This is a genomic window from Cobetia sp. (genome assembly GCF_983723665.1).
This window is the reverse complement of sequence record NZ_CFDJES010000041.1, coordinates 1-15174: the sequence shown is the minus strand read 5'-3', so window position 1 is coordinate 15174 and position 15174 is coordinate 1. Positions and strand designations below refer to the sequence as shown.

Genomic DNA, 15174 nt, shown 5'->3' with positions numbered 1-15174 from the left:
GAGCCGAACTTCTGACCGCTGACCCAGACGGTGTAACGCCCCGGCTCAAGCACGGTCTTGAGGTGGAAGTCGCCCTGGAAGCCTTCGCCCTTGTCGCTGGCGACGGTATTGCCACTCTCGTCCAGCAGGCGCATCTGCAGCTTGTAGGTACCTTCGCTGCCCGGGAAGGTCTCGCTGTCGATGGTCACGGTGCCGCGGTCCGCGACATCGAAGGTCATGACCTCGCCCTTCTCGAGAATGCGCACATCGGTGACGATCTCGTCGAAACGACGATCCGGCTCCGCTTCGGCCTCGGTTTCCGTCACGGCTGCACTGCCCGTGGCAGCAGCGGTCGTGGCAGCAGCGGCAGACGTCTCGGCTGCAGCAGTCGCGGCTGCCGAAGTAGTAGCGACGGCGCCTGTGGCGGAAGCGCCTTCAGCTGCCGCATTGCCTGTCTCGGCAGCCTTCTTCTCACGGGCGGCCTGTTCGGCGGCGGCAACGGTGGCCGGCTTGATGGTCGCGACTTCATCGTTGGCATCGACGAAGGCGGTACGACGGCCATCGCCATCGGTGTCGAGGAAGACCAGGCCGTTGCCGGTCTCGATGCCGCTTTCCTCGGCAGACAGCTTCTCGCCACTCTCGCTCAGGCCTGCGACGTTGATTTCATAGGTGTTGCCGCCCGACTTGCCAGCCCCCAGCTTGTCGGCGCGCACACGCAGCTTGTAGACGCCCGGCTCAAGCTCGGTATTCATGTTCAAGCCATCAGAGGCCCTGTCACCTTCTGCAGTGGCCACGACCTCACCCTGCTCACTCTCGAGCGTGGCTTTCATGGTGTAGGGGTCGGTCACATCGAAACTGGCGACGCCATCGATTTCGTAGCGTCCGGCTTCCTTGATGGTGAACTGGTGCACGCTGGTGCCGCCGAACAGGAAGTTCTGGCTGTGGGCATCACTGCGCGGCTTGAGGAACTTGGAGATGTCCAGCTTGCCTGCCGCTTCTTCTGCACGCTGCTGAGCGGGGCTGCCATCGGCCAGCACGGCCTGGGAGGCCAGAGTGGACAGGCCGAGCGCGAGGGCGCAGGCGAGGGGTAATGCACGATGTGACATGGTGTCTCTGCCTTGTTGTACTGATGCTTTGAAAACAGAAGCCTCCAGCGAGCGCCGCAGCGACTCCGAGACTTGAAATGAGGGTCTGAAAATCAAGGACTGAAAACAGGGCCTGCAGAAAAGGATGCAACCATCAGGGCCTGTATCAGTCTCTGCACTGGTCGCCATTCAGCATACCAGACAGCTGACGACAGTTACCTTACCGCAGGCTTCAGCTATCACTTTTTTATTCATTCCCGACATGAAAAAGCCCTCACCAATGGTGAGGGCTTCTATCAGCGAGTCATCAGATGCTCGCCACTTGCGTCAGCCTCTTGCTGCCTCCGAGGCCGAAAGCATCAGGCTTCGCGCTTGGACTCGGCCAGATCGACCAGCTCGCGCAGGGCGACCGCGAACAGCGGGAAGCTCAGCTGAGCACCGCCCTTCATCTCGCCGAGCAGTGAGCACCAGCGGCTGACCAGACTCTCGTGGCTGGCCATCCAGCTGTCGACACGCTCATCGATCTCGCGCGGTGCATTGTCCTGCTTGAGCACGCTGACGGTCAGTGCCAGCTGCTGACGATCGAGATCATCGCGGAAGCTTTCACGTGCCTGCGCCTGCCAGCTGTCCTGCACCTCAAGGCCGTTGATCTTGTCACCGACCCACGGCAGCTCCAGACGATGGCCGATGCCGTAGAAGGCTTCTGCCACGCGATTGATCTTCTCGCCGGTCGCCTTGGCCGCCTCGATGATGCCAAGCCCTGCATAGAGGCTTGAGGTCGCGGCGATGGTGCTGGCCAGGGCCTCCGGCACGCCTGCCTCGACATAGCTGTCGCGACGCGCTTCCCAGTTCTCGCGGGCTTCGCCCTTGAGACGCTCACCGATGCTTTCGGAGAGCTGGGCCAGACGCGGGGCGAAGTGGCCGATGCATTCCTTGACGCCCATGGAGCTGCGCTGACGCAGGAACCAGCGAGTGGCACGACGCATCAGGCGCATCAGGTCGCCCATCATGCGGTACTGCAGTTCTGCCGGCACCTGGTGATCGAGGGCCTCGATCTGGGTCCACAGCGCTTCCAGATTGAAGCTGTCACGCGCCACGATGTAGGCACGCGCGATTTCCGCCTTGTCGGCACCAGTGGTGTCTTCCAGGCGACGCACGAAGGCAATGCCCATGTGGTCGACCAGGTCATTGGCGATCTGGGTCGCGGCGATTTCACGCTTCAGACGGTGCTGGTACATCTCTTCCGGGAAGCGCTCCATCAGCACGCGCGGGAAGGCGCGCTCGAGGTGCTGCTGCACGTAGCTGTCGTCCGGCACGTCAGAGGCGATCAAGCTGGTCTTGAGATCGCTCTTGGCGTAGGAGACCAGCACGGACAGTTCCGGCAGGGTCAGGGCTTCACCGGCGTTGGAACGCTCGATCAGCGCTTCATCGGACGGCAGGAACTCGAGTTCACGGTCCAGGGTGCCGGCCGCTTCCAGCTCATTGATGAAGCGACGGAAGACGCCCATACCTTCCCTGGACTGCTGCTCGGAGAGCGACAGTGCCTGGGTCTGGCGATAGTTGTCCTTGATCACCAGCTCGCCGACTTCGTCGGTCATCTCGGCGAGCTGCTGGTTGCGCTGCTTGTCGGTCAGATCACCACGGGCGACGATGTCGTCCAGCAGGATCTTGATGTTGACCTCGTGATCCGAGCAGTTCACGCCACCGGCATTGTCGATGAAGTCGGTGTTGACGCGCACGCCCTGCTGGGCCGCGGCTTCCATGCGGCCACGCTGGGTCAGACCCAGGTTGCCGCCTTCGCCCACCACCTTGCAGCGCAGCTCACGGCCGTCGATACGCAGGCCATCGTTGGCCTTGTCGCCGACATCGGCGTGGGACTCGCTGGACGCCTTGACGTAGGTTCCGATACCGCCGTTCCAGATCAGGTCGACCTGCGCCTTGAGCATCGCGTTGATCAGCTCGTTGGGCGCCAGATGGTCGGCACTGATGTCGAAGACTTCCTTCATCTGCGGGCTGATGGCGATGGTCTTGGCATCACGCGAGAACAGACCGCCGCCTTCGCTGATCAGGCTCTTGTCGTAGTCGTCCCAGCTGGAACGCGGCAGACGGAACAGACGCTCGCGCTCGGCGAAGCTCTTCGCGGTGTCCGGGTTCGGATCGACGAAGATGTTGCGGTGGTTGAAGGCACCGACCAGGCGGATCTTCTCGGACAGCAGCATGCCGTTGCCGAAGACGTCACCGGCCATGTCACCGATACCGACCACGCTGAACTCGTCTTCCTGGATGTTGATGCCCATCTCGCGGAAGTGACGCTGCACGCTGACCCAGGCGCCCTTGGCGGTGATGCCCATGCCTTTGTGGTCGTAACCGTTGGCGCCACCGGAGGCGAAGGCATCGCCCAGCCAGAAGCCGTACTCGTTGGAGATGGCGTTGGCGATGTCGGAGAAGGTCGCGGTGCCCTTGTCGGCCGCGACGACCATGTAGGGGTCGTCTTCGTCGTAACGCACGACGGCCGTCGGGGCCACCACGTCACCGCCGGACAGGTTGTCGGTGATGTCGAGCAGTGCGCGGATGAAGATCTGGTAGCAGGCGATACCTTCCTTCTGGATCACGTCGCGGTCGGTGGTTTCCGGCATGCGCTTGCAGACGAAACCGCCCTTGGCGCCGACCGGCACGATGACCGCGTTCTTGACCTGCTGTGCCTTGACCAGACCCAGCACCTCGGTGCGGAAATCTTCATGACGGTCGGACCAGCGCAGACCACCACGTGCGACCTTGCCGCCACGCAGGTGAACACCTTCGACGCGCGGCGAGTAGACGAAGATCTCGAACATCGGGCGCGGCTTCGGCACGTCAGGAATGCTGCGCGTGTCGAGCTTGAAGCTGATGTAGTCCTTGGCCTGGCCATCTTCCGCCGGCTGGAAGAAGTTGGTACGCAGCGTGGCCATCATCAGGTCGACGTAGCGACGCAGCAGACGGTCGTCGTTCAGGCTGGAGACCTGGTCGAGCAGACCATTGATGCGCTCGCGGCAGGCGTTGACGTCATCCTCGCCACCCTGACCCTGCGGGTCGAAGCGCAGGTTGAACAGCTGCACCAGCTCGCGGGTGATGTCCGGATGGCTGCCCAGCGCATTGGCGATGTAGGCCTGGGAGAGACCGAAGCGGATCTGCTTGAGGTAACGCGCGTAGGCACGCAGCATCGCCACTTCACGCCAGTCCAGGCCAGAGCCGATGATCAGGCGGTTGAAGGCATCGGATTCGGCTTCGCCGGACCAGATCTTCTTGAAGGCTTCGATGAAGCTCTCGCGCACTTCGGAGAGCTCGACCGCGCCTTTGCCGTGATGCTCGAGATCGAAATCGTGCACCCAGCAGGAGGAATCGGTGCGGGTGATCTCGTAGGGACGCTCACCGATGACACGCAGACCGAGGTTTTCCAGCACCGGCAGCACGTCGGAAAGCGGAATCGGCTGATGCTTGTGGAACAGCTTCAGGTTGACGCCGGAGTTGTCGTCCTCGACCAGACGATAGGTGCTCAGGCCGACGGCCTGGCCTTCGTCCAGCGCGCGTAGATGGCCCACGTCATAGACGGCGGTGCGCGGCGAGAAGTCGTCACGGTAGCTGCCCGGGAAGGCATCACGGTAGCGAGTCATCAGCTCGTTGGCCTGCTCTTCACCGAAGCCTTCGACCATGGCGGCGTGCAGCTCGTCACGCCAGCTGCGGGCCAGCTGAGCGATCTTGTTCTCCAGCGCGCGCATGTCGTACTGGCCCGGCTCATCGCCCTTGAAGCGCAGGATGAACTGGATACGTGTCAGCACGGACTCGGACAGATACGGCGTGAAGTCACCGAAGGTGGCGTTCAGCTCTTCACACAGCAGATTCTGGATGCGCACACGCAGGTCGGTGGAATAGACGTCGCGCGGCACGAACACCAGTACCGAGAAGAACTTGCCGAAGCGGTCTTCACGCACGATCAGACGCACGCGACGACGCTCGCGGATGTTGAGGATGCTGGTGGCGGTACGGGTCAGCTCGTCCGTGGAGATCTGGAAGAGGTCATCGCGCGGATAGACTTCCAGAATCTGCAGCAGGTGCTTGCCGTTGTGGCCCTTCGGGTTGACGCCGGCGGCTTCCATGACGTCCTGCACCTTGCGACGCAGAATCGGCACGTTGCGCGGGCTCTGGTTGTACACCGTGGAGGTGTAGAGCCCCAGGAAGCGGCGCTCGCCGATCACGCGGCCTTCTTCATCGAAGCGCTCGACGGTGATGTAATCCGGGTAGGCCGGACGGTGCACGCGGGCGTGGAAGGCGCTCTTGGCGAAGGACAGCAGCTCCGGAATCAGCACGTACTGATCGCTGTTGACGCTCTGCTGGTGACGGGACTGCTCGTGATAGCGCTCGAGGTCCAGCTTGAGCACCCCCAGCTCGGAACCTTCGACCTTGTTCAGCACGCGGGTGCCGTCTTCCTGCTCATCGACGGTGTACTCGTCATAGCCCAGGAAGGTGAAGTGGTCGTTGCCCATCCACTGCATGAAGTCGCAGGCTTCCTGATGGTCAGCCTCGGAGACGGTCGGCGGACGGTTGTCACGCAGCTCCTGCAGCGCCTGGGCGCCCTGGCTGCGCATGGCGTCGAAGTCAGCGACGGCAACGCGCACTTCGGCCAGCACTTCACGCAGGCTGGTCTCGAGGTCTTCCAGCGTCTCGGCGTCGTTGTGACGATCGACCTCGATGTAGATCAGCGACTCGCGGTGCTGCGGGGCGTTCTCGGCACGCGGTGCCGTCACGCGCTCCAGCTGACCGGCATCATCACGTGCAACGGCCAGCACGGCGTTGTGGATGGCGTGAACGGTGATGCCACGACGGTTGAGCTCGATACGCACGGAATCGACCAGGAACGGCATGTCCGGGTGCAGCACTTCGATGATGGTGTGCGTCGACTGCCAACCATGCTTCTCGAAGTCCGGGTTGTAGGCACGCACCTTGGGAGCCTCGAGGCTCTGCAGGAAGTGCCATACGGCCAGGGTGGAACCGTAGAGGTCATCCAGCTTGCGCTCGGCCATGTCCTCGAAGGAGGCCGTTGCGTGATAGTCGCGCGCAAACGCCGCGATCACGTCCACCTTGTCCTTGGGAAGTCGCTTGTCCAGCTGCTCTTCGAGCTGCGCAAGAAATTCCTGCTTGCCGTCCGTCGCCACGTGTAGCATCAATCACCTCGACTGACCTGATGGATGTATCAGGGAAAATAGTCATAGAGAGTCTGCGCCGGCCAAAAAGGCGTTGCAGCACAGACTCATGCAGTGCATCACAGACTAGCGCAGTCTGCGCCTCTGCCCCATGCCTGTTCCATATTGGTCATGCAGCATTACATCTGTGCATCGGGTATTGACTTGGCGGTCCGCGCATGAAACGAAAGTCTAATTCGAGTGACTGTCATGTGCGCAAAAAAGCCCCGTCGTCCCCTACCTGACAGGTAGATGACGACGGGGCTCTGGTTTTTCAAACGATTGGCGCGATACCTCGTTCATGCAGGCGTGACATCGGCTGTCGGTGTGAAGATGCGCTTATCTGCGAACCAGATAGACACCGCATTCGAGGTGGTCGGTATACGGGAACTGATCGAACAGCGCGAAGCGTTCGATACGGTGCGTGCGACACAGTACTTCAAGGTTGTCGATCAGCGTCTGCGGGTTGCAGGAGATATAGACGATGCGCTCGTAGCGCGCGGTCTGCTCGCAGCTGTCGGCATCGAGGCCGGCACGCGGCGGATCGACCAGCACGGTGCGGAAGTCGTGGTTGTCGAGGTCCATCTCCGCGACACGACGGCCCGCCTTCTCGCCCGCCAGCGCCAGCGAGAAGTCCTCGGCCGACATGCGCGCCACCTGGGCATTGTCGATGCTATTGGCCGCCAGGTTGACCTGCGCCGAGGCCACGGAAGTGCGTGAGATCTCGGTGGCCAGCACGCGGCGGAAGTTCTCGGCCAGCGCGATGGTGAAGTTGCCGTTGCCGCAGTAGAGCTCGACCAGATCGCCCTGCTCACGGCCTTCCGCCTGCGCCTTGTCAGGATGAGTCACGTCTCGTGCCCAGCTGAGCATCGAGCGGCAGATCTCGGCATTGGGCTGGGTGAAGCTGTTCTCGACCTGCTGATAGACGTACTCGCGGCCATCGACCTCGAGACGCTCGAAGACGTGATCGCGCGTCAGCACGATATGCTGCTTGCGCGAACGCCCGATGATCATGATATCGAGCTCTTCTTCCAGCGCACGCGCCTCGGCTTCCCAGTCTTCGCCGAGCTTGCGATGGTAGATCAGCGTGACCAGCGCCTCGCCGCTCAGGGTGGTGAGGAACTCGCACTGGAACAGACGCTCACGCAGCACCGGGCTTGCCTTGAGTCGCTCACGCAGCAGCGGCATCAATTCATTGATGCGCTGGCTGGCGACCGGGAAGTCGTCCATGCGCACGACCGTCTTCTTCTTGTTGCCCTCGTCGTCGAACTCGACCTCGAACATCGCGTAATAGAGGTCATCATCCTCGTGCCAGATCCGGAACTCGCAACGCATGCGGTAATGGCTGGGCGGCGAGGGAAACACCTCGAGTTCCGGCGCATCGAAGGCAGCGAAACGTGCGCGGGTCTGCTCGGCCTTCTCGGCGAGCTGCTGTTCATACTGACTGGGATCGACGACGGCGATGGCCACACTGACTCCTGCCTGCGGGCATACCGCAGCACTGAAACGATGAGCAAAGGGACGCGGGGACGTCATGGTGAACCATGCCGATCACGTCCATTCAAAGGTTGGGCGCGCTAGCCTACCATCGGCAGCGCGAAGCTCAAGCGCCAAATGGCGAGCCAAGGCGGGAGCAGGCAGGTGCAAGAGGGCCGCGAGAGTCAACGCCCCTGCTCCTCAGTCGTCGAACGCCAGCGCCTGCGGCGCGGCGAAACCCTGACTGGCCAGCGCCGTGGCCAGCCCCGGCTGCCGGGCATCCGTCGCCAGCGCCATGTGCTCATGCGGTGCTGGTTGAACCGCTTGAGCGACTTGCTGTTCAGCCTCTTGGGCGACTTGCTGAGCAGCCTGAGCGAATTGCTGATCAGCCGCTTGCGCCGCAGCACCAAGCGCCAGCACCTCCGCCACGCGGCGGGCGATTGCCGCGCCGGAATCCACCAGCGCCACCCGAGACTCGCCCAGCACCTGCGAGATGTCGGCGCCGAGCAGCGGGAAATGCGTGCAGCCGAGAATCACCACTTCCAGCGCCTCGACCGCCGCCAGATCAGCCAGACTGGCCGCCACCACCTCGGGGCGCGCCGGCTCACCGCGCAGACGCCGCTCGGCCTCCGCGACCAGAGGATCGGCGGCGACGCGAATCACGCGACAGTCGGCGGCGAAGTCACGAATCAGCTGCTCGGTGTAGGCGCGACGCACCGTGGCGGATGTCGCCAGCAACGCGAAGACCGGCGGCTCGCACTTCTCACGACGTGCTGCACTCTGACGCGCACGTGCCAACGTCGCCGCCGGCTTGATGGCGGGCACGGTGCCGATCACCGGAATCGACAGCGCTGCGCGTAGCGCCGTCAGCGCCAGGGTGCTGGCGGTATTGCAGGCGACCACCAACGCCCGTGCCCCGCTTGCCTCGACGGCCGCCACGCACACCTGAACGATGCGCGGTATCAACCAGTCATCCGGCTTGGTGCCATAGGGCAACGCGGCGTTGTCACAGACATAGGCCAGCGACAGCTGCGGCCACTGGCGGCGGATCTCGGCGGCGACGGACAGCCCGCCGACGCCGGAATCGAAGACCAGCACCGGGGCAGAAGAACGGGAAGCAGAGGCAGGCGTGTCGCCTGGGCGGGCAGGACTCATCGGCAGATACCGCTGGCGACAATCATCATGGAGACGGGCGACTCGAACAGACGGGACAAGGGCGCGGAGTCTATCACGGCCGCAGACCCGGCTTCACAGCCTCGAGCGGTGACAGATCGTTCTGCCCGGCATCATTCACGGCCGTGGTGTCGCGGACGGCTGTCGATGACGTGGCGAGCACGTCGGGCATCATCGTGTGGCCAATCCGCGCGAAGTGCTCACACAGCACCTCTATCAATGCCCGCAGGCGTGCCGGCTGCATGTCGCGCTCGGCATAGACCAGATGGATATCCACCGGCGCGCACCAGTAGTCGACAAGCAGCGGCACCAGGCGGCCATTGGCGACGTCATTGGCCACCAGAAAATCCGGTTTGCAGGTAATGCCGATGCCCTGGGCAGCGGCCTCGACCAGCCCGCGCCCGCTGTCGCAGCTGAAGGTCGGCGACAGGCGGATCTTGCGTGGCCGCCCGTCAACCATGAAGCTCCACACCGGCCCTTCGCGCTGCTGGGTGTAATTCAGGCAGCGGTGATGGGCAAGGTCTTCCGGCACCTCGGGCGTGCCATTCTCGGCCAGGTAACCCGGGCTGGCATAGACTCCGACCTGGGTGCCCGCCAACCGGCGCGCGATCAGGCTGGAATCAGACAGCGCACCGGCGCGAATCACCAGATCATAATCCTCGGCCATGAGATCGACATGGCGATCCTCCAGGCGCAGGTCGAGCTCGACATAGGGGTAGGTCTGGCGGAAATGCGCCAGGGCCGGCATCAGACACTGGATGCTGAAATCCATCGGCGCCGACGTCTTCAAGCGCCCCCGAACCTCGCCCTGACGCTCGCCAAGACTGTCTTCCAGCGCCTGAAGGTCATTGAGCACACGACAGGCACCCGCCAGGTAATGCTCGCCCTCGGCGGTCAGCTGCAGACTGCGCGTGGTGCGCATCAGCAGGCGAACGCCCAGCTCGACTTCCAGGCGCGAGATCTGCTTGCTGACCATGCCGTTGGATAGTCCCAGCTGACGAGCACCGCCCGCGAAACTGCCCTCCTCTACCACGGCGCGAAACACCTGCATGGCAGTGAGTCTATCCATCGTGCGATCCCCTTTGCGATCAAGGAAAATGAGCCAGGAAAGTGAGCCTGAAAAGCGGGACGGCAAGATGACGACAAGTCCGCGCCCGGCGCGCCTATTTTACCTGCTTGGTGACGATGTAAGTGAAATAGCGATCGATGCCCAGCTCTGACACCAGCCAGTGATCGACCAGACGCTGATAGGCATCGATGCTGGCGGTCTCCAGCCGCAGCAGGTAGTCCACCCCGCCGCCGACGGCGACGCACTCGATCACCTCATCCGCCTCTCGCATGGCACGCTCGAAGCGTTGGAAGCTGCCGGCATCATGATGCTTGAGGTGGATCTCGACCCACACCGGCGTGCGCGGGGCAGCCCCCGAAGCAGCGCCACCCTGCTGATCACTCAGGCGCTGCTGATTGATGATGGCGGCATAACCCTCGATGATGCCCGCCTGCTCGAGGCGCTTGACGCGCTCCCAGCACGGGCTGACCGACAGGTTGATCTCCTCGGCCAGCCGCGACTTGGTGATACGGCCATCGCGCTCGAGTATCGCCAGAATCTTGAGATCGAAGGCATCCAGCTTCGGCGCTGGCTGCGAGCGGGAGGGACTCGCGCTCATGAGGCCTCTCGCGCCAGGTCGTCCACGACTTCCGCGATCACCGCCAGGGTGTCGCCCAGACTCACCTGGGCCGGGAAGCGCCGCGCCACCAGCACGCCATCACGGGCCGCGCGATATTCCACCGCCGCCTGACCGGCGCGCCCCAGCGGATAGACCCGCGCCACGCATTGCCCCGCCGTGACCTGCTCGCCGAGTGCCACGCACAGCTCCAGCAGCCCTTCATGCTCACTCTGCACGTAACAGCTGGCATCCGGCATGTCGATCAACAGCGGCGCGTTCGCCTGGTTGGCACGCTGGCGCTCGATGTCCTGCTCTAGATCCGCGCGACTGCGCTCGCGCAGCACACCACTGAAGGCGAGGAAGTTGTCGACGCCACGGTCGGCGATCGCCTGACGCTCCGGCGTGGTGGAACCGCCGCCGCCCAGCTCCGTGGTGACGAAGACCTTGCCCTGGCGCTCCACCGCGGTGTCGTAGAGTGCCTCGGCGTCCAGCTCGAACATCATCATCGCCGAGGGCGCCCCGAAGGCCAGCGCCCCGGCCAGGCTCTCGGCTTCCTGCAGACGACACTGCTCGACGCCCAGCGACTCCTCGAGATAGTCGAGACGGTGCGCGGCCGCGAACGGCAGGATATCCAGGGTGCGGCCGCCGGAATGCAGGTCCAGCGCATAGTCGCACTGCGGCACCAGCACCCGGGTGAAGTAGTCGGCGATCTGCTCGGTCGGGCCGCCGGTGGGGCTGCCGGGGAAGCTGCGATTGAGGTTGCCGCCATCGAGAGGCGAACAACGCCGCCCGGCCTTGGCCGCCAGCGCATTCATGGTCGGCACGATGATGACGCGGCCCTGCACGTCCTCGGCAGTCAGACGCGCCGCCAGCTTGTAGAGCGCGGTGATGCCTTCGTACTCGTCGCCATGATTGCCGCCGGTCAGCAATACCGTCGGCCCCTCACCATTGGCGATCACGCTGATCGGGGTCATCACCGCGCCCCACGCCGACTCGTCAGTCGAGATCGGCAGCTTGAAGAAACCGTGCTGAACGCCATCGGCGAACAGATCGATGGTCAGACTGACGGGGGACTCTCGCATGACACCACTCCTTGTTATGGCGGGCTGCTGACACTTGTCGGCAGGCTATTTGACGAACAGCTGGCGCGGCACATCACACAGCGGCTCGGCACCGTTTTCCGTGATCAGGATCGACTCGGTGATCTCGAGCCCCCAGTCGTCCATCCACATGCCGGGCATGAAGTGGAAGGTCATGCCCGGTTCCAGCACGGTCTCGTCACTGGGGCGCAGACTCATGGTGCGCTCGCCCCAGTCCGGCGGATAGCTGATGCCGATGGGATAGCCGCAGCGTGCGCCGCCACGGTCGAAGCCGTACTTGTCCATCGCCGCGCCCAGCGCCAGCGCGATGTCACAGCAGCGATTGCCGGGCTTGGCGATGGCCAGACCACTCTCGATGCCTTCCAGCAAGGCGGACTCACCACGCACGAAATCGCGCGGCGGACGGCCGAGAAACACGGTACGCGACAGCGGTGCGTGATAGCGCTTGTAGCAGCCGGCCAGCTCGAAGAAGGTGCCCTCGCCCTGACGAAATGGCGTGTCATCCCAGGTCAGGTGCGGCGCGGCGGCATCACTGCCAGTGGGCAGCAGCGGCACGATGGCCGGATAGTCGCCACCGAGAATCTCGCCCTCGGGCCCGATCACGCCCTCGACGCCGACCCGGTAGATCTCCGCGACCAGCGCACTCTTGGGCAGGCCCGGCTCGATCATCTCTAGGATGCGTGAATGCATGCGCTCGACGATGCGCCCGGCCACGCGCATATAGGCGATTTCCTGCTCGGACTTGATCGCCCGACACCAGTTGACCAGCGAGTTGGCATCCACCAGCCGCGCGTGGGGCAACTCCTTGACCAGCGACAGGTGCGCCCGCGCCGAATAGTAATAGTTGTCGAGCTCGACCCCGACGACCCCATCGTGCCAGCCACGCTGCGGCAGGATGGACTGGGCGAGAAACTCCATCGGATGCATGTCCGGATTCTGCACGTAGTAATCCGGATACCACAGGATGTTGTCCTCACCCATCCAGCAGGTACGCAGCGCGCCGTTGCCGTCCTGACGGCGCCCATACCAGACCGGCTCGCCGGAAAGCCCCAGCAGCACGCACTGGTGCACATAGAAGGACCAGCCGTCGTAGCCGGTAAGCCACGCCATGTTGGAGGGGTCGGAAATCACCATCACATCGATGCCAGCGCGCGCCATGGCCTCACGCACCCGATGGATGCGCGCGCGATACTCGCCGATGGTGAAGGCCTGACGGCCAGCGGACAGCGCACGTGGCGTCCAGTCACTCTCGGTGGCCGGTGCCTCGCTGCTGGGCAAGGTGGCCAGGCCAGCGAAGGCTGGCTGGGGCGCACCAGTATGGGGCGGGAATTGACTCATGCAGCGCTCCTTTTCGATCAGGCCTTGAGGCAAGCAGCACGTTGGGGCGGAGCCAGTGGCCATACGCAGGGCCAGGCGGCGGGTGACCGACCTGCCAGCCGCATCGGGCTGACAATGCCTGCCTGCGCCGCGAGCGAACGATGCGCCCTGCGGGTCGGCAGGGTCGGCGTACATGCGTACATCCGAATTCCCCTCTGGATTCGAGTCTGTCACTCTGCCAACAACGGGTCAAAGGACGACTCTGGCACTGTCGCCCTTCGCTTGAGCCCTTGCAAGGCCTGCGCCATTGCCGCCCGCGAGCCGGCCATGCCCGCAAGGCAATGGCGCATGGTGAGGCGACAACTCCAGCCCCTTTGCACAGAGCCACGAACAGAGCCTGCGAACAGGCCGGGAGAGTGCAGCAATCCCGACCCGCCACCCAGCGTCCCTGAAGAGGAGAACAGCATGCGAATACTGGTACATCATGAACGCGCCGAACGTTGGTGCGATGCTCTGCGTCAGCGCTTGTGCGATACCGCCAGCACCAAGGGGTCGCGGCAAGGCGAGTCGTCGGAACAGCCGTCGGAACCGTCATCAAAACAAGCGCCGCTGGAAATCGTTGCCGATGACGGCGAGATGCTGGGCGATGTGCTGGTGGTGTGGGCGCCGCCTGCGGCGCTGTTCGAGCGCCACCGTGATCACGACGTCAAGGCGATCCTCAATCTGGGCGCGGGCGTCGACAGCCTGCTCGACAACCCGGCACTGCCTGACGATGTGCCGGTACTCAAGCTGAGCGATGCCGGCATGGCCAGCCACATGCTGGATTACGTGCGCTACGGCCTGCTGCACTTTCGGCGTGACTTCGACCGCTACGCCAGACAGCAGGCGGACACCCAGTGGGCCCCACACCGCGTGGTGCGCGCCCACCAGTACCCGGTGGCGGTACTCGGGCTCGGCGCCATCGGCAGCCAGATCGCCGAGTCGCTGGCGGCAGACGGCTATCCGGTACATGGCTTCAGCCGCAGCGCCCACACGTTGCAGGGCGTGACCTGCCACCATGAGACCGGCGAAGGCGGCCGCTCGCTCAAGCAAGTGCTGGGCGACGAGTCGCTCGGCCTCAAGGCGGTGATCAACCTGTTGCCCAATACCCCGGCCACGAGAGACGTGCTGAACGCCGAGGTCTTCCAGGCTCTGCCCGACGACGCCGTGCTGATCAATCCGGGGCGCGGCAGCAGCGTGGTCGAGGAGGATCTGGTCGCGGCGCTCGAGGAAGGCAAGCTCAGGGGCGCCCTGCTCGATGTCTTCCAGCACGAGCCACTGGCCGAGGACAGTCCGCTGTGGCACCAGCCGCGCGTGATCATCACGCCGCATGCCGCCGCGCCGACCCCGGTGGCCGAGGCCGCCGACCAGCTGGCCGACAACATTCGTCGCATTCAGCGGGGTGAGGTGCTGACCGGCATCAGCCGCGAGCACGGTTATTGAGCGCGCTGGCGCGCGGTGCTCAACCGGCGATCAGACGTCACTGCCTGACAGCCATCACAGCGGCAGCGCGGTGGTCGTCTTGATGCGCTCCATCGCGAAGCGGGCCGACACGTCGCTCAGCTCGTCGATGGTGTTGACCAGCCGCTTGTAGACGCGGTCGTAGGCGTTCATGTCCTCGACCTGCACCTTGAGGAGATAGTCGTAGTCACCGGCCATGCGATAGAACTCGGTGACTTCCTCGATCTCCTCGACGATGGCCACGAAACGCTCGAACCAGGCCCGCGAGTGATCGCGGGTCTTGAGCTGCACGAAGGCCGTCAGCCCCATGCCGATCAGCTCGGCATTCAGCAACGCCACCCGTGCGGTGATCACGCCACACTCTTCCAGGCGCTTGAGGCGCTTCCAGCAGGGAGACGTGGTCAGATGCACGGCTTCCGCCAGCGCCGCCAACGACAGGCTGGCATCGCGCTGCAGCAGCCGCAGCAGGGCGCGGTCCGTGGCATCGAGCACTATTTTCTCCATTACCCTCACCTCGCAATGAATTCTTGCCATGAAACATGGCTCACGCCATGACAACTGGCAAGTTTTGCTTGGCGGCTGGTCGTACCATGAAAGCTCCTTCCTGCGACCGGAAATGCCGCCATGCCGACCACTGCCTCGCCCTCGACTGCGCCTTTCA

Annotated in this window: 10 protein-coding genes; 1 reads left to right on the top strand and 9 read right to left on the bottom strand. The window is 63.9% G+C overall.

Going from position 1 to position 15174, the window contains the following annotated elements:
• The 8 genes from AC4FAH_RS06170 to doeA form a co-directional block, all read right to left on the bottom strand.
• On the bottom strand, positions 1–1085 hold a 1085-nt coding region (locus AC4FAH_RS06170; protein WP_483416779.1), incomplete at its 3' end, for a hypothetical protein.
• A 338-nt stretch (positions 1086–1423) separates the two neighbouring features.
• Complete coding sequence (locus AC4FAH_RS06165) at positions 1424–6262, bottom strand: NAD-glutamate dehydrogenase (protein WP_279836786.1); 4839 nt, start codon at positions 6260–6262, stop codon at positions 1424–1426.
• A 357-nt stretch (positions 6263–6619) separates the two neighbouring features.
• Positions 6620–7750, bottom strand: coding sequence for a tRNA (uridine(54)-C5)-methyltransferase TrmA (gene trmA, locus AC4FAH_RS06160; protein WP_248380820.1), 1131 nt, complete (start codon positions 7748–7750; stop codon positions 6620–6622).
• Between the two features lie 207 nt (positions 7751–7957).
• Positions 7958–8911: a glutamate racemase gene (gene murI, locus AC4FAH_RS06155; RefSeq protein ID WP_279836787.1), complete on the bottom strand. Its 954-nt coding sequence runs from the start codon at positions 8909–8911 to the stop codon at positions 7958–7960.
• Between the two features lie 73 nt (positions 8912–8984).
• A complete protein-coding gene (locus AC4FAH_RS06150; RefSeq protein ID WP_490245773.1) occupies positions 8985–9998 on the bottom strand; it encodes a LysR family transcriptional regulator in 1014 nt (337 codons plus the stop codon).
• Positions 9999–10092: 94 nt separating this feature from the next.
• Positions 10093–10596: an Lrp/AsnC family transcriptional regulator gene (locus AC4FAH_RS06145; protein WP_192837421.1), complete on the bottom strand. Its 504-nt coding sequence runs from the start codon at positions 10594–10596 to the stop codon at positions 10093–10095.
• The gene (gene doeB, locus AC4FAH_RS06140; protein WP_279836789.1) at positions 10593–11678 is read right to left on the bottom strand and encodes a N(2)-acetyl-L-2,4-diaminobutanoate deacetylase DoeB; all 1086 of its coding nucleotides are present in this window, start codon (positions 11676–11678) and stop codon (positions 10593–10595) included. Before doeB ends, AC4FAH_RS06145 begins: the two co-directional genes overlap by 4 nt.
• Before the next feature lie 45 nt (positions 11679–11723).
• Complete coding sequence (doeA, locus tag AC4FAH_RS06135; RefSeq protein WP_279836790.1) at positions 11724–13034, bottom strand: ectoine hydrolase DoeA; 1311 nt, start codon at positions 13032–13034, stop codon at positions 11724–11726.
• A gap of 444 nt (positions 13035–13478) precedes the next feature.
• On the opposite strand from doeA, the gene AC4FAH_RS06130 reads away from it, so the two are divergent.
• A complete protein-coding gene (locus tag AC4FAH_RS06130) occupies positions 13479–14495 on the top strand; it encodes a 2-hydroxyacid dehydrogenase (RefSeq protein WP_279836791.1) in 1017 nt (338 codons plus the stop codon).
• 54 nt (positions 14496–14549) lie between these two features.
• Here the strand turns inward: AC4FAH_RS06130 and AC4FAH_RS06125 are convergent, their stop codons facing one another.
• A complete protein-coding gene (locus AC4FAH_RS06125; RefSeq protein ID WP_043334316.1) occupies positions 14550–15005 on the bottom strand; it encodes an Lrp/AsnC family transcriptional regulator in 456 nt (151 codons plus the stop codon).
• Between the last annotated feature and the right edge of the window lie 169 nt (positions 15006–15174).